General features: G+C 57.7%; 17 protein-coding genes. 4 read left to right on the plus strand and 13 right to left on the minus strand.

The window, feature by feature from the left end:
• Nucleotides 1-93 precede the first annotated feature (93 nt).
• Genes ACVBAU_RS18565 through ACVBAU_RS18575 form a run of 3 tightly spaced genes read right to left on the minus strand, consistent with a single transcriptional unit; the run spans nt 94 to nt 1,913 of the window.
• The gene (locus ACVBAU_RS18565) at nt 94-750 is read right to left on the minus strand and encodes a transmembrane anchor protein (RefSeq protein ID WP_448329627.1); all 657 of its coding nucleotides are present in this window, start codon (nt 748-750) and stop codon (nt 94-96) included.
• A 17-nt stretch (nt 751-767) separates the two neighbouring features.
• Nucleotides 768-1,496, minus strand: a complete 729-nt coding sequence (locus ACVBAU_RS18570) for a HupE/UreJ family protein (protein ID WP_237273824.1) — start codon at nt 1,494-1,496, stop codon at nt 768-770.
• Nucleotides 1,497-1,556: 60 nt separating this feature from the next.
• The gene (locus ACVBAU_RS18575; RefSeq protein WP_448329629.1) at nt 1,557-1,913 is read right to left on the minus strand and encodes a hypothetical protein; all 357 of its coding nucleotides are present in this window, start codon (nt 1,911-1,913) and stop codon (nt 1,557-1,559) included.
• An 81-nt stretch (nt 1,914-1,994) separates the two neighbouring features.
• Between ACVBAU_RS18575 and ACVBAU_RS18580 the strand changes: the two genes are divergently transcribed.
• Nucleotides 1,995-2,255: a metal-sensing transcriptional repressor gene (locus ACVBAU_RS18580; RefSeq protein ID WP_237272889.1), complete on the plus strand. Its 261-nt coding sequence runs from the start codon at nt 1,995-1,997 to the stop codon at nt 2,253-2,255.
• Nucleotides 2,256-2,262: 7 nt separating this feature from the next.
• On the plus strand, nt 2,263-3,585 hold the full coding sequence (locus ACVBAU_RS18585) for an MFS transporter (protein WP_448329631.1): 1,323 nt from the start codon (nt 2,263-2,265) through the stop codon (nt 3,583-3,585).
• A gap of 228 nt (nt 3,586-3,813) precedes the next feature.
• Here ACVBAU_RS18585 and ACVBAU_RS18590 read toward each other — a convergent pair whose 3' ends face one another.
• Complete coding sequence (locus ACVBAU_RS18590) at nt 3,814-4,533, minus strand: class II aldolase/adducin family protein (protein ID WP_448329633.1); 720 nt, start codon at nt 4,531-4,533, stop codon at nt 3,814-3,816.
• Nucleotides 4,530-5,669 (minus strand): TauD/TfdA family dioxygenase, encoded by a 1,140-nt coding sequence (locus tag ACVBAU_RS18595; protein WP_448329635.1) that lies wholly within the window; start codon nt 5,667-5,669, stop codon nt 4,530-4,532. Before ACVBAU_RS18595 ends, ACVBAU_RS18590 begins: the two co-directional genes overlap by 4 nt.
• Nucleotides 5,670-5,774: 105 nt before the next feature.
• Here ACVBAU_RS18595 and ACVBAU_RS18600 point away from each other — a divergent pair, with 105 nt between their 5' ends.
• Entirely contained in the window at nt 5,775-6,662 is an 888-nt protein-coding gene (locus tag ACVBAU_RS18600) for a LysR family transcriptional regulator (RefSeq protein ID WP_237272893.1), read from the plus strand.
• Between the two features lie 100 nt (nt 6,663-6,762).
• Here ACVBAU_RS18600 and ACVBAU_RS18605 read toward each other — a convergent pair whose 3' ends face one another.
• From ACVBAU_RS18605 to ACVBAU_RS18625, 5 genes are read right to left on the minus strand one after another with little or no spacing between them, the layout of a single operon-like run.
• Nucleotides 6,763-7,545 carry a carnitinyl-CoA dehydratase gene (locus ACVBAU_RS18605; protein ID WP_448329637.1) on the minus strand — a complete coding sequence of 261 codons (783 nt, stop codon included), beginning with the start codon at nt 7,543-7,545 and terminating at the stop codon, nt 6,763-6,765.
• On the minus strand, nt 7,542-9,566 hold the full coding sequence (locus ACVBAU_RS18610) for an acetate--CoA ligase family protein (protein WP_448329639.1): 2,025 nt from the start codon (nt 9,564-9,566) through the stop codon (nt 7,542-7,544). The genes ACVBAU_RS18605 and ACVBAU_RS18610 overlap by 4 nt, the downstream gene beginning before the upstream one ends.
• 10 nt (nt 9,567-9,576) lie before the next feature.
• Nucleotides 9,577-10,737, minus strand: coding sequence for an acyl-CoA dehydrogenase family protein (locus tag ACVBAU_RS18615; RefSeq protein ID WP_448329641.1), 1,161 nt, complete (start codon nt 10,735-10,737; stop codon nt 9,577-9,579).
• Entirely contained in the window at nt 10,737-12,155 is a 1,419-nt protein-coding gene (locus tag ACVBAU_RS18620; protein ID WP_448329643.1) for a carnitine 3-dehydrogenase, read from the minus strand. Before ACVBAU_RS18620 ends, ACVBAU_RS18615 begins: the two co-directional genes overlap by 1 nt.
• Nucleotides 12,152-13,060, minus strand: a complete 909-nt coding sequence (locus ACVBAU_RS18625) for a 3-keto-5-aminohexanoate cleavage protein (protein ID WP_448329644.1) — start codon at nt 13,058-13,060, stop codon at nt 12,152-12,154. Before ACVBAU_RS18625 ends, ACVBAU_RS18620 begins: the two co-directional genes overlap by 4 nt.
• 73 nt (nt 13,061-13,133) lie before the next feature.
• Between ACVBAU_RS18625 and ACVBAU_RS18630 the strand changes: the two genes are divergently transcribed.
• A complete protein-coding gene (locus ACVBAU_RS18630; RefSeq protein WP_448329646.1) occupies nt 13,134-14,081 on the plus strand; it encodes a GlxA family transcriptional regulator in 948 nt (315 codons plus the stop codon).
• Nucleotides 14,082-14,195: 114 nt separating this feature from the next.
• Here ACVBAU_RS18630 and ACVBAU_RS18635 read toward each other — a convergent pair whose 3' ends face one another.
• The 3 genes from ACVBAU_RS18635 to ACVBAU_RS18645 are packed head-to-tail and all read right to left on the minus strand — an operon-like array spanning nt 14,196 to nt 19,173.
• The gene (locus ACVBAU_RS18635; protein WP_237273836.1) at nt 14,196-17,351 is read right to left on the minus strand and encodes an efflux RND transporter permease subunit; all 3,156 of its coding nucleotides are present in this window, start codon (nt 17,349-17,351) and stop codon (nt 14,196-14,198) included.
• Nucleotides 17,348-18,778 (minus strand): efflux RND transporter periplasmic adaptor subunit, encoded by a 1,431-nt coding sequence (locus ACVBAU_RS18640; RefSeq protein ID WP_448329648.1) that lies wholly within the window; start codon nt 18,776-18,778, stop codon nt 17,348-17,350. Before ACVBAU_RS18640 ends, ACVBAU_RS18635 begins: the two co-directional genes overlap by 4 nt.
• Complete coding sequence (locus ACVBAU_RS18645; protein WP_448329650.1) at nt 18,775-19,173, minus strand: FixH family protein; 399 nt, start codon at nt 19,171-19,173, stop codon at nt 18,775-18,777. The genes ACVBAU_RS18640 and ACVBAU_RS18645 overlap by 4 nt, the downstream gene beginning before the upstream one ends.
• Nucleotides 19,174-19,203: the final 30 nt, after the last annotated feature.

A 19,203-nucleotide genomic window follows, 5' to 3' on the forward strand; every position in this document is an offset into this window, starting at 1 on the left:
TTTTATTTGGCTGCCGCTCACGGTGATGCAAAAGGGCGTCGGCTTAGATACGACTGCCAGCGCATGATCTTCTTGCGCTGGCAGTCAGAGGCTTTAGCTGGCGTCTTTGAACTCGGCATACTCACCGCGAACGCGCACGGTCACCGTGACGGCAGTCTTGTCACGATTGCGCCAGAACCAACCGTGCTGACCCGCAAATCCGGCAGTGATTTCGCCCTCTTCACCGGTCGAGCCGCGGCCTTTTTCGTAGGTCTCGGATTGGCCCGACCCATGACCGTGCAGGTCAAAGTTCACCCGGCCACCCTCGACCAGCATGACGAATTCAGCGGTCTGGCCTTCCTCCATCACCAACTTCCACTCGGCAGACTCGCCGGAAGCCAGCGTAAAGGTGATTTCATCGCGCCATTCTTGCACGGGTTCAGACGGCACCTCTTCGGCATGGGCGGCCCCGACGAAGACGCTGAAGATGTCGTTCATCAGGCTGGATTGCTCTTGGGTCACAAGCGCGCCCTGCTCTTCCAGTGCCTTGATACGGTCCGCTTCGGCCTCTGCGGCAAGCTGGCTCTTGATCTCGCCCATTTCGGCCAGACCGAGCATGCCGCCGATTCCGGTGGGGTCGATGTCGTATTCCGCGGGCAACACCACGGTCACAAGGATCGCGAGAGCACTGACCGCAGCAATGGCGGTGGAGCGGATGAGCTGCGCGGAGGTAGGCAATTCATTGAGGCTTGGTTTTTCTGCGTTGAACATTTGGTTCTCCTATTTACTTACGCGGCTACGAAATAGCCGGTGATTTGAAGGCCCATGAGGATGAACCCCATAGCCATCATGATGACGTTTGCTGTGTAGGCTTGGCGGAAGAAGTTGGGTGATTTCCGCCAAAAGCCCATGACAATAAGGATGACGGCAAGCGCCATCAGCTGGCCCAACTCAACGCCCACATTGAACGCCAGAAGGTTGGCCAAAAGGCCGTCGGGGGCGATCTCGTAATCGAGGAGTTTGGTGGCCAGACCGGTGCCGTGGAAGAAGCCAAAGATCAGCGTTGCGATCTTGGTATTGGGCTGCACACCAAACCAGCGCTGATAGGCACCAAGGTTGTCGAGCGCCTTGTAGACGACCGACAGACCAATGATGGCATCAACGATATAGGCATTGATGCCCCAGCCGAACCAGACACCGGCCAGCATCGTGGTCGAATGCCCGAACGCAAAGATACTGACATAGATGCCAACGTCTTTCATCTTGTAGAGGAAGAAGACGACGCCGAACAAAAACAGGATGTGGTCGTAGCCCGTCACCATGTGTTTCGCACCGAGATACATGAAGGGAATGATGTTCACCCCCCAGATCTCCTGAATATAGCCCGCATCCCCGGGCGTGACGTTATGCGCCAAGGCATAGCTTGCGCTCTGGATGAGCAAGGTAATTGTGACAAGAGACAGGATCGCGATCCGGCGTGCGCCAAAATCGGTCCAGCCCCGTGGGACTGTGTTCATGGATTGAACTCCGCGTATGTGGTTTGTGATAAAAGGGAGCGCCTGTAGGGGCGCGGCCAATCACACGCGCGGCGGACGTTCGATCAGGTAGACCCTTGAGGTATTTGCAGATGTGGCACTGAGCCGCCATGCAGCCCTGTAGACGTCGACGGGTTGCGCGGCCAAGGCGCGGCCAAGCACGACGGCTTGGCTATGATCATGGTCCGCACGGTCGTGGCTGTGCCCGTGCATGGCCCACGCAAGGTCTTCTTCCATCCCGTGAGAATGCCCGTGGTCCGCAATCAACTGCTCATGTTCTTGAAGAACATCCAGCACCGCAGGAACATGGGAGGACGTCGGCACCACGGACCAGACAAGCACGGCCATACAGAGAAGCATCGCAAACGCGGCTTGCCCAGTTGTCCGTAAAAAAATCATCAGCCCTGTCCGCCCTCTCGTCCAAAATGCGGCGCTCTTTGCCGTCTTGCTCTATCCCCCCTAGGGGGATACGGTCCTAGTATGTCAGACACCCACACTCATGCAAGTCATCCCGCCCTCATCGCCCGGCTGAAACGTGCCGATGGGCATCTGCGTGCGGTGATCGCGATGTTGGAAGCGGGCAAACCCTGCGTTGACGTGGCGCAGCAGCTGCAGGCCGTTGAAAAGGCCGTGACCAACGCCAAGCGCGTGTTGATCCATGACCACATTGACCACTGTCTTGAAGTCGATGGCTCCGAAAGTGACCGCGCAGAGCTCAAGACCATCACCCGTTACCTCTGAGGGCATTATGCTGGCTGTTCTATCGGATCGGACCTACAGACACCTCTACCTCGCCCAAGTTGTCGCTCTTTTAGGCACTGGCTTGGCGACAATGGCACTTGGCCTTATGGCCTACGATCTGGCCGGGGATCGGGCGGCAATGGTGCTTGGTACCGTCTTTACGATCAAAATGGTGGCATATGTCTGTATCGCGCCCATTGCCGGAGCCTATGCAGAACGTTTACCACGCCGCGCTTTGCTGGTGACATTGGACCTTGTTCGGGCGGCGGTGGCCTTGGCACTCCCCTTCGTGACCGAGGTTTGGCAGATCTATATCCTGATCTTCTTCCTGCAATTGGCCTCTGCCGCGTTCACGCCGACCTTTCAGGCGACAATCCCTGACGTGCTCCCAGACGAAGCACGTTATACCCGAGCGCTGTCATTGTCCCGTTTGGCCTATGATCTTGAGAACATCATCTCGCCCGCGCTGGCCGCTGTGCTGCTGACGGTGATGAGCTACAACACCCTGTTTCTTGGGACTGCTATAGGTTTCGCGGCCTCAGCGTTGCTGGTGGTGACGGTCGTTCTGCCCGACCCCAAAGCGACAAAACCGCGCGGAGTTTATGACCGCACGACGCGCGGCCTCCGGATCTACCTCGCAACGCCGCGGCTGCGCGGGCTGCTGGGGCTAAACCTCGCGGTGTCGTCGGCGGGCGCGATGGTTCTGGTGAACTCGGTCGTGCTGGTGCGGGGGCAGCTGGGGCTTGATAATACGGCACTGGCTTGGTCGATGTTCGCCTTCGGGGCTGGCAGCATGATCGCGGCGCTGGTTCTGCCCAGAGTGTTGGACCGGTTTCCAGACAGACCCGTGATGCTGACCGGTGCTTGGCTGATGGTGCTGGCGCTGTTTGGGATCGCATCGGGCATCATAGGCTTCGGACTATCTTGGCCCCTGCTGCTGGCGGTCTGGCTGGTCATCGGGCTGGGCAATTCTGCGGTTTTGACCCCATCGGGCCGTCTCTTGAGCCGCTCGGCCCATCCAGAAGATCGGCCCGCGGTATTTGCAGCGCAATTTGCACTTTCTCATGCCTGCTGGCTGCTGACGTATCCGCTGGCAGGTTGGCTCATGACCGCATTCGGGACTGTTCCAGCGCTGCTGGTGCTGGGTGTTTTAGCTGCGTTCGGCATCGTAGCTGCCTTGCAGTTTTGGCCAACTGCTGCGCCAGATAACCTCATTCATAGGCACCCTGATCTGCCTCCCGATCATCCTCATTTGCGACGCTATGGTGCCGAGAACCACCAGCACGACGTTCATATAGACGATCTTCACCGCCAGTGGCCTGAGAGTTAATCTGTTGCAACCCCCGCGGCCTGGAAACGATGCTGGCGACATCCTAACCCTCCTTGCAATTGGGCTAACATTGGGCTCCTCTCACGCCCAAGAGGCAATGTTGCTCCAGCCATTTGTGCCGGAATGCGCAACCCTCACCGAGAGGACCGCGATGATATCCACAGACCACGTCATGTTCGTCGCGTCCGGCACGTCTCGCGATCGCTTGGCACCTTGGCGAGAAGATCATCAAAGCGTTGATTTAAGATATTCGAAATGACGTTGGGCCATACCACGATAGGCTTTCCAGCCTTGCGCAGTAGCTTCTGCGACAGTATCGCTCAGCACCGCCAAAGGTTCCCCAGATGAGAGAGCGAGTATCTGGGTTTGGGCGGCTTTCTCGAAAAAATAGAGGTCCTCGAACGCCTCCGCGACTGTGGGGCCGGTCACTGTGATGCCGTGATTTCGCATGACCAGAACAGTGTTGTTCCCCATCGCTTGCGCTAGGTGGGCTCCTTCCTCTGCGCTGTCAGAGATACCGCCAAATTCCAGATCATACCCGACCCTGCCCCAAAATCGCGCAGTGTTGTTATCAATCGGTAGCAATGTGGGATCCTTCAGGCTGGCCAAGGCCGTCGCATAGGGCGAATGGCAATGCAGGATGACGCGCACGGCGGGGATCTCGCGGTGTAGCGTCCCGTGCACGGCCCATGCGGATGGGTCCGGTGCATTGTCGCCCAACATCGTCTGGTCATCATCCACATCCAGCAACAGTAGGTCATCAGGATCAATCGTTGCGAAATGCTGCCAGCATGGGTTCAGTAGAAATTGACGCCCGTCATCGGACACAGCCGCGCTGAAATGGTTGCCGACGGATTCGCTCCATCCCATTTGGTGGCATAGACGAAATGCAGCGGCGAGGTCTGCACGTAGGGCCGCTGTTGTATCAATTTCTGACTGCACATTCATGATTTAAACCGCCCTTCGGCGACCAGTGACCGGTACGTTGACCGCATTTCTGCCCTGTCTGTATATGTTCCGCGTAGATAGCGTTCACCGCTTGTCGCGGAATAGGCAGCACGTCCATGCACAATACGGTGGTTGTCAAATACGATACACTCCGTCGCTTGGAGCGTAAATTTCATGATGTATTTATCATCCTGTAACAGCTTCCCGAACCGACAGAAAGCGGGATAATAGGTGTCCAAAACCTCCTGCGGTAGGTCTATCAAATCCAGCATATGCTGGCTGATCGTCAAGCCGGACACCGCGCCATTCTGGTCAAGTTCAATAACGCGCTGATGACTGCGCATGTCATAGTCATCATGCTCGCAGTAAAACGGGACATCAATTTCCGACAGAAGCTTGAAGCCCTCCGGGTCGATGTTACGAAAATCATTGGCCGCTGCAACCCCGTCGCCAAACAGGTTCAAACCACCTTTTACACTGTTGGCGCGCATGTGCAGATATTGAATGCCGGGCGCGGCCTCTTCTGCGGGAACATCGGTGTGCAATTCGAGGGCCGCGGCAGTATAGGCGGTATTGGTCGGATTGATATGCGTGCGCACATCGAAATAATCCCCAAAGAAAGTCGGTCGCACAGTTCCTGCCAAGTTCGCAAGATCCGTAAGCGCTGCATCTGTGTCGGGCATCTGGGTCACGATTGAAATGCCTTCAACGATCATCGCCTCAAGCCACGCCGTCCGCTTGGTTCGATCTGTCATTAGTTCATCAAGCGTGAAACGTGTCACATCCGTGAGGTGATCCCCAAACCACGGCTTGCGTGGCAGATCGGCGGGATCGGGCCGTCCTGTGCCATTTGCATATGTCTCCAGCGTTGTCAGCGGCATGCGCGTAACGTGGTCTTCGTCAGCCCATGTGATCACCAAATTCTCGTTTTCGACCTGTGCCGCACGCGCCCGAGGAGGGAGGTTCAGATGAAAGATATCAAAAGTGCGTTCGCGTGTGACGCTGCTGAAGGATGCGGGGCAATTATCGCGCAGCCAATAGTAGTTGAAATAGGCCATCTCAGCGTTTGACAGTGCGATACGCAGGCCGTTTTCTTTTAATGAAACATGCGTTTTAGGTGAGGTTTGAATGTTCATGGTGTGATCCTTCAGTAAGGTGACATGTTCCATAGACCTTCGCCCAAACGGATCGCTTGAAAAAGCCGCAAAAATCGGAATATAAGTTAACGCAGGAGTTAACTTATGGCTGATCGATCGTTTTTCCATGCGCTTGAAACCCTTGAACTGGTGTGCCGCTTGGGCTCCATGCATAAGGCGGCGGCGCGTTTGAATGTTTCCCCCCCCGCAATTACGCGCGCAATTCGTTTGTTGGAAGACGACGTCGGGGCCGCCCTTATGGATCGCAGCACAAAACCTGCGCGGCCCACCGAAGCCGGCGAAAGGCTGGCCCGCGCCACGCGAAACGGCTTGGCCTTGATCGAAGACACCATCGCCGACATCCGCGCCGAAAACAGCAGCAACGACCGCCACGTCACGTTAGCTTGCACGATCGGTATGGCGACCTACTGGCTCATGCCCCGCCTGCCGGATTTCTATGCCAAGCATCCGTCGATCACAGTTAATGTTCAGGCCCCGCCCCTTGACCGCCCTGTGCTTTCGCGCGGCATCGATATCGCGCTGCGCTACGGCACCGGGGATTGGCAGGAGGGCGAGACCATCAAGCTTTTTGACGAACGGATTTGTCCGGTGGGCCGGCCGGATGTGATTGAACGGGCGCTGAAAGAGGGTGGGCTGTCGGAAGCGTGGCTCATTGATGTGCGCTCAACGGCGCAGCACTGGCTTGGATGGTCGGACTACCTCAGGGCGTCGGGTGAAACATTCAAGCCCGAGGGAGAGGTGTTCGACAATTACATTCAGGCCGTGCAGGCAACGCTGGATGGCCGCGGGTTAATGCTGGGTTGGAAGTCCATCACGTCAGAGCATGTGAGTGACGGCACATTTGCGTCGTGGCCCGGTGGCGACAAAGATTTCGGAACGGCCTATTTTATTTCTTCGTCCAAAACCGGGGCGATGAAAGAGGCAGCTCGATCGTTTGTCGCGTGGGCCGTCGACGTGGCGCGGGAGCACTAGCCCCCCGCACCTTTCGGTCACAGCTTGTCCCGAAGGCTCAGTGGATCCTGATCCGGCTCAAACGGCGCTGGTGTCAGCCAACGCCATTTGAGCCGCTAAATCAGCGACCTTTCCAAATCGGATCCCGCTTTTCTGCGAAGGCGCGCGCGCCCTCGGCGTTATCCTCGGACCCGTAAAGGACATCGACAGTCTTGAGCTGGCGCTTGGTGATCCGGTTCATGGCGTCCTGAAATTTGCTATCCTCGGCATCGCGCACGATTTCTTTGATCGCGGCATAGACCAGCGGCGGACCCGACGCGAGAATGCGTGCCATATCCCACGCCTGCGTCATCAGATCATCCGCCGCGTGGATGTGGTTTACAAACCCCCAGCGGTGAGCTTCTTCGGCATCCAGCCAGCGGCCCGTAAACAGCATCTCCATTGCGATGTGGTATGGAATGCGCTTTGGCAATTTTATCGATGCAGCATCAGCCACCGTGCCTGACGTGATTTCGGGCAAGGCAAAACTTGCGTGATCAGCCGCCAGAATAATGTCAGCTGACAGGGCTAATTCGAGCCCGCCACCACAACAAATACCGTTCACCGCAGCGATCACCGGCTTGTTCATGTCGCGCAATTCCTGCAGGCCACCAAAGCCGCCAACACCGTAATCGCCATCAACCGCGTCCCCATCAGCGGCGGCTTTCAAATCCCAACCCGGGCAGAAAAATTTCGGACCTTCCCCTGTGATAATCGCAACGCGCAAATCAGGGTCATCGCGAAACGCAGCAAAGGTTTCACCCAGAACACGGCTGGTTTGCAGATCAATGGCATTGGCCTTTGGGCGATCCAGAGTGATTTCGAGTACGGCACCCTCGCGGCGCGTTTTAACGGGACTTGTCATGTTGTTCCTTTCACCAAAAGCGTATCGGCGATGATCGCACGGTCTTTTGTACAGATGAGTGGATTGATTTCGATTTCGGCAATCTCGTCGGCGTGGTCAGTGACAAAGTTTTGCAGCTTTAGGACCGCGTCAACAATGACATCTATGTTGGCCGGCTCACCACCTCGAAAACCGATCAATAGGGGATTTATTCTTAACTGCCCCAGAGCGTGGCGAATATCGGCATCCGTCGTGGGCAGCAGCAAGGATTGACCGTCCTCCAGAATTTCCGTCAGCGTACCGCCCGCGGCCAAGGTCAGGACAAACCCGTGGGCGGGGTCCGCGACGATGCCAATCAATAGCTCTGCGACTGTGCCGGTAATCATCTCTTCGACAAGGAAGGTGGAGGTCTGCATTTCCTGCGCTGCCGCCCTGACCTGCGCTGCGTCCGCGAGGTTCAGCTTAACCGCGCCGGCCTCCGTTTTATGGGCGACACCTTCGCCCTTTAGGACCACGGGGAAACCGATCTTTTCGGCGCGATCGACCACATCCGCGCGCCCTACGCCTGCATTGCTTTTAGGGACGTCCATGCCGTAGGCTGCAAGGGCCAATTTGGCATCGCCTTCGGTGACGGTGGTGGTGGTGGTGGTTGCTAAGCTCGGCGCGGGCAGCAGGGGCTGATGATCTTGGCTATTTGGTATGCGCGCTGCGCTGATTGCTTCACACGTCGTGCCAAAGTCGCACAGCGGCACAATCCCCGCGCCAAGCAGGCGTTTTGCAATCGCTTCGGGAAGGTTCTCGACGATGGACCCGACCACGCCAAATGGGCGACCCGTTTGACGGGCCGCGTCCTCGATCGCCTCGATTGCGATCATCCAGTCATCAGCGGTGCAGCTGTCCAAGCGTGGGAAATCAAGCACCACAAGCGTCAGATCGATATCATCGCCTGTCATGGCCGCAAATACTGCCGTCATGGCCGCCTTATCGCGCCAGATTTGCGTGTGGTAATCCAGAGGGTTTGCCAGATTGACCAGTGAACTGAGGTGCTGCGAAAGTGTATCTGCTTGCTCGGATGTCAGCGGTGGAAACGTCAGGCCATATTGCGCGGCGGTATCCGCCATAACGCTCGCCTCGCCACCTGAACAACTTAACGACGCAATTCGCGCTCCGGACAGGCGTCCATGGCAGTGAAACAGCTTCAACGTTTCAAGCAGTGCGGCGGGGGAGCCGACCCGCGCAATGCCAAGCCGCGCCAATACCGCATCCGAACCGGCGCTGCTTCCGGCGAGCGAGGCCGTGTGCGAAATGGTCGCCAGTTGCGATTCCTGCGAACGCCCCACCTTCAACGCCACAATCGGTTTGCCTAACGCGCGCGAGAGCCTTGCCAATTCCTCAAACGCCGCGATGTCACCAAAGCTTTCGATATAAAGGCCAAGTGCGGTCACGCGGTCGTCACGGATGATGGTTTGGGCGATACTGGCAAGCCCTTGTTGGGCCTGATTGCCCGCGGTGATGGTATAGGCAATCGGCAGTCCGCGTTGCTGCATCGTGAGATTAATCGCGATATTGGACGACTGCGCAAGGATCGCCACGCCGCGTTCAACGGGCACGAGCCCATGTTGATCCGGCCAAAGCGCCACCTGATCCACGGCATTCAGAACCCCGTAGCAATTTGGCCCCAGAATGGGCATTCCCCCTGCTGCGGCCAGCAATTGGTCGTGCAAATCCGCACCGTCGGCGGTTTCTTTGAAGCCACTGGCAAAACACACAGCGCCACCGGCACCCATCTGGTTCAATTCGCTGACCAGACCGATGGTTGCGGTGCGGTTCACACCGATAAATGTCGCATCTGGCGCGTCCGGCAAATCAGCAAGCGACTTGAACGCAGGCAAACCACCGACAATGTCTTTGTTGGGATGAACGGGCCAAATATCGCCCTTGAAACCAATTTTCTGGTTCTGCTCGATGACGGAATCACACCACGCCCCGCCCCCGACCACGGCAATGGATCGCGGGCGCAGGAGACGTTCAAGATCACTCATACCCGTGGTCCTATGCGCCAAGGGGGCGCAAGAGATCGCGGCTGATGATGTGGCGCTGAATTTCAGATGTCCCGTCCCAAATCCGTTCGACCCGCGCATCACGCCAGAAGCGTTCAATGGGGAAATCGTCCATCAATCCCATGCCGCCGAATATCTGCAGCGTGGCATCCGTAACCCGTGCCAGCATTTCAGACGCATAAAGTTTTGCACTGGCGATTTCGCGGTTTGCAGGCAGGCCTTGATCCAACCGCCACGCCGCTGCCAATGTCAGGTGCTCTGCCGCATCGATTTCGGTGATCATGTCGGCAAGCTGAAAGCTGATGCCCTGATATTTACCGATCTGTTGCCCGAACTGTTTGCGTTCGGCCGCGTAATTCAACGCCATGTCAAAACAACGACGGGCGCGCCCTACAGACATCGTGGCGACCGTGATCCGCGTGGCGTAAAGCCATTCGTTCATCACTGCAAAGCCACCATCAACCTCGCCAAGAACCTGTGCATCCGGCAGGCGGCAGTTGTCAAATTCGAGGATCATGTTCTTGTAGCCACGGTGCGAGACCGATTTGTAGCCATCGCGAATGGTGAAACCGGGCGTGCCACGGTCGACCAGAAAGGTGGTGATGCGCTTTTTGGGGCCGCGCGGCGTGTCGTCTTCGCCTGTTGCGACAAAGACGATCACGAAATCCGCATGATCCGCGCCAGAGATAAAGTGCTTGGTCCCGTTCAAAACCCAATCACCGCCATCGCGTTTGGCCGAACATTTCATGCCCCGCACATCAGACCCGGCATCGGGTTCGGTCATGGCCAGCGCATCCATCTTTTCGCCGCGAATGGCGGGGGTGAGATAGCGTTCGATCTGATCCTCTTTGCAGGCCATCAGGATATTCTGCGGCCGCCCGAAAAAGTGGTTCAGCGCCATAGAGCCGCGCCCCAGCTCGCGTTCAACCAGTGCGAATTCAAGATGCGACAAACCGGCGCCCCCAACGCTTTCGGGGAAGTTGCAGGCATAAAACCCAAGATCGATCGTCTTTTGTTTGATCGCCTGCGCGACGTCATGGGGGACTTCGCCTGTGCGCTCTACCTCGGCCTCGTGGGGGTAGATTTCGTTTTCGACAAAGGACCGCACGGTGGAAACGATCATGTCTTGTTCTTCGGTCAATCCAAAATGCATCAGGTAAGCTCCGGCTTTGGCAGGGCGGTCTGGGCCGCAATGATTGATGTTAGCTTGTCACTGACGTGCGGCGCAGGGTCGCAGGACTTGCGGGTCTCCAAACTAACGTGCAGCAGGAACTGATTGCAGGTCGCCACGACATCGCCATCGGTGTTTTTCAATTCATGGAACAGCCGCAGCTTTTTACCCGCACCCTCAAGAATGGTTGTGACAACTGTTACGTTGTCGCCTGCATGGCATTCATTGCGAAACTTGGTGTGAGTATCGGCGGTGAAATAACTGAGGCCCGATTCAATGTAGGCCGCATCGGCCCCGATCATTTTCATCACAGCGTCGGCTGCATCCGACCACAGCTGCCCATAGCGGCTTTCGTTCATGTGCCCATTGTAATCCGTCCAATCAATCGGAATGGCGCGGGCGACACTGATGATGGGTTTGCTAAAGTCGGGTTCGGCTTTGGCCTCCAGGCGGGCGTCATGCGCATTCAACAACGCACCTGCACCCCAATCGCGGCCTTTCAGGGATCGCATCATCGACACCAGATTGTCGTCGCGAATGCGTTCAAGTTCGCGGATCGTATGTGCGCCTGATTGTTCATCCGATTGGCTGGCGATCATCTGTACCAACTCGTCCGTAAGCTCAGGCACATCCATCAATTTGGTCCAGGGCCATTGCAGGCAGGGCCCGAACTGTTCGATGAAGTGGGCCATCCCGGCCTCGCCGCCCGCAACGCGGTAGGTTTCGAACAAACCCATCTGCCCCCAACGCAAGCCAAAGCCAAACCGGATCGCGTCATCAATTTCTTCGGTTGTGGCGATCCCGTCTTTGATCAGCCAAAGCGCCTCGCGCCAGACCGCTTCGAGAAAGCGATCGGCAACATGTGCGTCGATTTCCTTGCGCACCTTCAGTGGTTTCATGCCGATTTCAGCGAGCACCGTATGCGCGCGCGTAGTCGTGGCATCGTCACCGACCAGTTCGATAAGCGGCAACAGATAGACAGGATTGAACGGGTGCGCGACGAAAATCTGGTTTGGGCGCAACGCCCCCTGCTGAAGCTCGGACGGTTTGAACCCTGACGTCGAAGACCCAATAAGCGCGTCTTTGTGGCAATAGGTCTGGATATCGTTGAAGATCTTGTGCTTCATCTCCAGGCGTTCCGGCGCGCTTTCTTGAATCCAGTCTGCGCCTGCAACGGCTTCGGCAATTGTGGGGACGATTTTAACCTGCCCCTCGGGCGGCAACGCGACCTCGGACAAGGCCGGCAAGGATCGTCGCGCGTTCGCCATGACTTCACTGATTTTGCGTTCGGCTTCGGCATCAGGGTCGAAAATCGCGACGTCCCATCCAGACAATGCAAACCGCGCGGCCCAACCGCCGCCAATGACTCCACCGCCGATGATTGCTGCTGTTTTGGTCATCGTGGTGCCTGCTTTGTCAGGCCAAGTTTTTGGCGCACGGCATCGGGGCCCATGATGGTTGTCCCCATGTTTTCGATGATCGACACGGCACGCGAAACAAGCGCTTCGTTCGTGGCGAGCTCGCCTTTTCCAAGCCACAGGTTATCCTCTAGCCCGACGCGCACATGCCCGCCTGCCAAAACAGATGCGGCCACATAGGGCATCTCATCCCGGCCAATCGAAAACGCGGACCAGTTCCAGTCGGCGGGGACATTGTTGACCATTGCCATGAAGGTGTTCAGGTCATTGGGCGCGCCCCACGGAATGCCCATGCACAGCTGCACCAAGGCGGGCGAGGACAATACGCCATCTTTAACCAGTTGTTTCGCATACCAAAGGTGCCCCGTATCAAAGGCCTCAATCTCCGGCTTCACGCCAAGCTCTTCCATGCGCGCGCCCATCGTCGTCAGCATGCCAGGCGTGTTTGTCATCACATAATCGGCTTCAGCAAAGTTCATCGTACCGCAATCGAGGGTGCAAATTTCGGGAAGGCAGTCTTCGATATGCGCCAGCCGTTCCTCCGCGCTGACCATGTCGGTGGCGTCATTCAGCGGCAGTGGTGCGGACGGCGGGCCAAATACCATGTCACCGCCCATGCCTGCGGTGAGGTTCAAGACCACATCGACATCTGCATCGCGGATGCGGTCAGTCACTTCGCGGTAGAGCTTCGGATCGCGTGAGGGAGCACCGGTTTCAGGATCGCGTACGTGGCAATGCACAATCGCTGCTCCGGCCTTGGCGGCGGCGATGGCCGAATTGGCAATCTGTTCCGGGCTGCGTGGAACATGGGGCGAGCGATCCTGGCTGCTGCCAGATCCGGTCACGGCGCAGGTGATAAAAACATCACGGGTCATGTGCAGGGGCATCTTAATTTCCTCTCAGATTTTATCCGAAACTACACGGATTGATCAGTCGGGGTGTGCAGTGCTAGACATAAACATGCATGAAAAGACAAAATCGCCCTTCGATACTGTAACAATCGACGTGCTGCTTTTTGATGGGTTCTCCAATCATTGTCTGGCCAACACGTTGGAGCCGTTTCGCGCCACAAACACCATTACCGGTCAGATGCCCTATCAATGGCGCCTGCTTTCGCTTGAAGGAGGCCTTGTGCGGTCTTCGAGTGGGATGTTGGTTCAAACCGAAATGGCCACAGCAACCAGACCGCCGTGTGATTATCTTATGGTGACAGCCAGCTATGGCCACCTCGCACTCTGTAGCAGTCAGGTCCTGACCGCGCTGAGGGCCCTTTTCACAAACGCCAAATGTCTGGTTGGGCTCGATATGGGGTCGTGGCTGCTGGCGGCGGCGGGGCAACTGAACGGCAGGCCGGCGACAATCCATGGGCATCTTTTTGAAAGCTTTTCAGAGACGTTTACGCAGGTAGATGCACGGCAAGAGCGGTTTGTGATAGATGGCAACCGGATCACCTGCGGGGGTGCCATGGCGTCCTTTGACCTGGTCCTTACCCTGATTGGGCAGCACTGCGGCGAAATCATACGTCTCGATGTCGCAAGCCTTTTTCTGCATCAAACCAATCAGCCGTTCGGGAACGCAGACAACATACCCGTGCGCTCAAAACTCGTGTCTCGTGCTCTTGTCCTGATGGACCAGAATATTGAGACGCCTGTGCCTATCCCGCTTATCGCGCGTCACCTTGGGTGTTCGCTGAAAAGCTTGCAAAGACGGTTCGCACGCAGTTTGAATGCAACGCCCGGTCAGGTCTACAGACATAGGCGCCTGATCGCTGTCAGAAGCTTGGTCGAAAGCACCAATCTGTCCATCGTTGAAATTGCCGCGCGGTGCGGTTACGAAAACGCAAGTTCCATGACACGCGCCTTTAAGAACCAGTTTGGCACGACGCCAATGGATATGAGAACAGACTGATCGGAACCTCTCCGTCTTATTCAGATGCGGTTAAAAGCTATCCAATCTCGGACGCCGCTCTAGGGCGGCGCCGTCCAAAATCCCCAAGCAAAAGCCCTACAAATCTAAGGCGCGTCATGACGACATCGCGCGCCCTTCATTGCCCTGCTCGACCGGGCCCTTTTTTCGCTCAAGCCCCCACCCCTTGATGACCCCGTAAACCGCAGGGATCACGATCAGCGTGAGCAAGGTCGATGACACCATGCCACCAATCATCGGCACGGCGATCCGCTGCATGATCTCGGAGCCGGTTCCATGCGCCCACAAAATGGGCATCAAGCCTGCCATGATCGCCACGACGGTCATCATCTTGGGGCGTACGCGGTCAACGGCGCCGACCATAATCGCGGCATATAGCTCCTCTTGTGTAAGCGGGCGGCCCTTGGCGCGGTCCTTGGCCTCGGAGAGGGCTTGATCGAGATAGATCAGCATGATGACACCCGTCTCTGCCGCGACGCCCGCAAGCGCAATGAACCCCACGGCAACTGCGACGGACATGTTGAACCCCATGAACCACATCAGCCAGATCCCCCCGACGAGCGCGAAGGGCAGTGACAGCATGACGATCAAAGTCTCGGTCAGGCGGCGGAAGTTGAGGTAAAGCAGCAAAAAGATCAACGCCAAGGTCAACGGCACCACGATAGCAAGTCGCTGTTTGGCGCGTTCCAGATATTCGAACTGACCGCTCCATCCCAAAGAATAGCCCTGCGGCAGGGTGATCGAAGCCGCCACTGCCGCCTGCGCATCGGCCACGTAACCGCCCAGATCGCGCCCGGCTATGTCAACGAAGATATAGACGGCCAGCTGCCCGTTCTCGGTGCGGATCGACGTGGCCCCACGCTTGCGCTCAATCGTGGCGACATCGCCCAAGGGGATGGTGCCGCCACCTGGCAAGGCAACCTGCACCTCGCGCCCGATTGCGTCGGGGTCAGAGCGCAGTGCCGCAGGGTAGCGCACCGCGACGTTGTAGCGCTCGCGCCCTTCAACGGTCTGAGTGATCGCTTTCGCCCCCAACGCCATGCCGATCACCTCCTGAACGTCTTGAACGGACAGGCCGTAACGGCCCAAGGCGGCACGGTTGGGGGTAATATCAAGGTAATACCCGCCAATGACTCGCTCCGCATAGGCGCTGGTGGTTCCGGGGACCGCGCGCACGACTGCTTCAACCTCTCGGGCTACTTTCGCCATTTCTGTCAGGTTGTCGCCATAGACCTTGATCCCCACCGGCGTGCGAATGCCCGTCGACAGCATATCAATCCGCGCACGGATCGGCATGGTCCAAGCATTCGAGACACCGGGAAACTGAAGCGCTGCGTCCATTTCCTGACGCAAGCTTTCTGTCGTGACGCCCGGTCGCCAATCCTCTTCGGGCCGCAGCTGTATGATGGTTTCAAACATCGATGTCGGCGCAGGGTCAGTCGCGGTGAGCGCGCGCCCGGCTTTGCCGAAAACTGTCAGAACCTCGGGAAAGGATTTGATAATCCGGTCTTGCGTCTGCATCAGCTCCGCGGCTTTTGTCACTGACAGGCCGGGCAGGGTGGTCGGCATATACATCAAAGTACCCTCGTTCAGCGTCGGCATAAATTCAGACCCCAACTGTCGCGCGGGCCAAATGGTGACGACAAGTGCGGCCAGCGCTATGACAATGGTCAGGGTCTTGGCCTTCAGCACCCATGTGATAACCGGGCGATAGACCGTAATCAAAAAACGGTTCACTGGGTTCTTGTGCTCTGGAATAATCCTCCCTCGCACGAAAACAACCATCAGCGCGGGCACCAAAGTGACCGATAGAAACGCAGCTGCGGCCATTGCAAATGTCTTGGTATAGGCCAACGGGCCGAACATCCTGCCTTCTTGCCCCTCCAGCGAGAATATTGGCAGGAAGGATACGGTAATGATCAGCAGGCTGAAGAACAGCGCAGGGCCAACTTCGGTCGCGGCATCGATCAACACCTCGACACGCGGCTTATCAGGGGCGGCGCGTTCAAGGTGCTTGTGCGCATTCTCGATCATCACGATGGCCGCGTCGATCATCGCGCCGATGGCAATGGCAATGCCGCCAAGGCTCATGATATTGGCCCCAATCCCGAGCGCTTTCATCGCGGTAAAGGCCATCAACAGCCCCACCGGCAACATCACAATGGCCACCAAAGCGGAACGGAAATGCAGCAAAAACAGGATCGTCACCGCCGCCACTACGATGCTTTCCTCCAGCAAGGTCGTTTTGAGGGTCTTGATCGCGGAAAGGATCAGGTTCGAACGGTCATAGACCGGTACGATTTCGGCCCCTTCAGGCAAACTCTGGGCAATCACCTCGAGCTCTGATTTTGCGTTCTCGATGACATCAAGCGCGTTGGCACCGACGCGTTGCAGTACAATCCCGCTGGCGACCTCGCCTTCACCGTTCAGCTCTGTAATGCCGCGCCGCCCATCTGGGACGATCTCTACTCGCGCGACATCGCTGAGCAAGATCGGCACGCCCGCAACGCTGCGTAAAGCGATGTTGCCGATGTCTTCGGTCCCTGACAAATAGCCGCGACCGCGGACCATGAATTCGAATTCTGAAAGCTCCACGGTGCGGCCGCCGGTGTCCATGTTACTGGAGGCGACCGCTTTGCCGACGTCTGACAGGGTAATGCCTTGGGCGCGCATTCGAACCGGATCGACCGTGACCGAGTATTGCTTGACGAAGCCGCCGACACTGGCGACTTCAGACACGCCCTCGGCACGGCTGACGCCATAGCGTACCACCCAATCTTGCAGGGTGCGCAATTCGGCCAGCGACAGGTTTTCGCCGGTTACAGCGTATTGATAGACCCAGCCCACCCCGGTGGCGTCGGGGCCAAGGGCAGGTGTGACACCAGCAGGCAAATTGGCGGCGGCGGCGTTCAGGTATTCCAGCACCCGCGAACGGGCCCAGTACGGGTCTACGCCGTCTTCGAATATGATGTAGACAAACGAAATGCCAAAGAAGGAAAAGCCCCGCACCACCCGCGACCGCGGCACCGTCAGCATCGCGGAGGTCAGTGGGTAGGTAACCTGATCCTCGACCACCTGCGGGGCCTGACCGGGATAATTGGTCATTACGATAACCTGCACATCAGACAGGTCTGGGATCGCATCAATCGGCAGTGTTCTCAACGACCAAACGCCAGCACCCACGATCATCGCCGTGGCAAAAAACACGAGCATCAGGTTGCGCGCTGACCATGCGATGATACGCCCTATCATTGCGTCGCCTCCGGCGCGACCAAAGCTGCTAGCGCTGCGTTCAGGTTGCTTTCAGCATCTATCAGGAAGGTCGACGTGGTGACGATACTGTCGCCGCTTGCAATGCCCTCGCGGATTTCGATCATCCCGTCGCCCTGTCGTCCGATCACCACATCTTGCGGTGCGAACGTGCCCTCCCCCATATCGCGGATCACCACCTGACGGTCGCCCGTATCGATAACAGCGCTCTGGGGCACCTGCACTACGGGCGTCGCATCGCCTGCCGCCAGTGTGACCTCGGCGAACATATTGACCAGCAGGCGTCCGTCCTGATTGGGCAGTTCGATCCGCACACGTGCGGTTCTGGTTTGCATATCGACTGCGGGGTAGATCTCGTCGATTGTGCCTTTAAACGTCTCTGCGGGCAGTGCGGGAAATGTGATCGAGGCTGGCGTGCCGCGCGCCAATCCCGCGAGCGAGGATTCAGGTACCTCTGCCATAACCCACACCACTGACGTATCAGCAATGCGGAACAGTGGAGCGCCAGCAGGCGACATCATGCCCTGCACAGCCATCCTTTCCAAGACCACCCCAGACAACGGCGCCATAAGCGGTGTGTTCACGGGCGGTGTCTTTTCAGCGCTTATCTGTTCAATCACCGCCTGTGGCACTCCGAGGTTGGCCAATCTTTGTCGGCTGCCCTTGGCACGCGCTTCGCCACTGCGCAGGTCCGAGACATAAAGCGCGGCCGCCGCTGCAATCTCGGGCGAATAAAGCATCGCCAAAGGGGCTCCGGCGGTGACAACCGTACCAACTGTAACGTCCTCTACCTGTTCGACAAAGGCATCGGCGCGCAGCGAGATGACACTAACCTTGCGCGTGTCCAGCTCGACGATACCGGGCGCTCGCACGGGCATCACCATCGGGGCCAAGACCGCCACCGAAGTACGGACGCCTGTTCTTTGCAGCTTGCCGGGGGAGACGGTTACGGAGCCTGCGTCCGTGGCCTCATCCGCATAGACTGGCAGATAATCCATATTCATCGAGTCTTGTTTGGGTACTGGCGAGGTGTCAGGAAGCCCCATCGGATGTCGGTAATAGAGGATCGTGCGTTCGCCGTCGGTGGCGGCAGGCGCAGCTTCCTCTACTGGTTCGAAAGAGACATCTTCGCTGGCCAGCACGGCGATGAAGTCGCGACCGTCCTTTGTCTGCGTGGACTGGGCCGACCATTCGGCAAGCCCGTCAGGGTGGCGGTAATAGATCACCGGTCCGGTGGCTGCGGGGGCTGGCATGGCCTCGGCTTTCCGCCCGATCAGGGCTGTGAACGCCATCTGGGCTTCGCCGCTTAGACGCGCGGGGGTCCAGCCCTTGCCGCCTGCCGACAGACCGATCCACCCTGCGGTGCCACTGACGATGGTGATCAGGGCCAATTTTCCGAACACGCTCATTCCTGCACCTCGATAACGATGCGCGCCTGAACCGTCTCGGCCTCGCCTTGCACCTTGGCCGCGACCGAAATCTGCCAGTTGCCTTCCATCGAAAGATCGGTGGCAAAGCGGTACTCGCCCGGCGTTTCAACAGGCAACGCTGTGATCTGTGATGTCATCATCGCCATACCGTCAGGCTCCATGTCGACCCGCGTGGCAAAGATAATGGCACCCTCAACGGGCTGCTGGCTGCGCAAATTCGTTAGGCGCAGGGTCAGCACAGCATTGTCACTGACGGAGTAAACAGTCTCGACGAGCTCGAACGCATAGTCGGCTTCACCTGCCTGAACGGCGGAGACAGTCAAAAGGCTGGCGGCAGCAAAGGCCGCGCAGAAACGCGAGATAATATGGGGCATAGCGGGCCTGAAATTTTATAAATGTATTGG

The organism is Sulfitobacter sp. M13, from assembly GCF_053474885.1.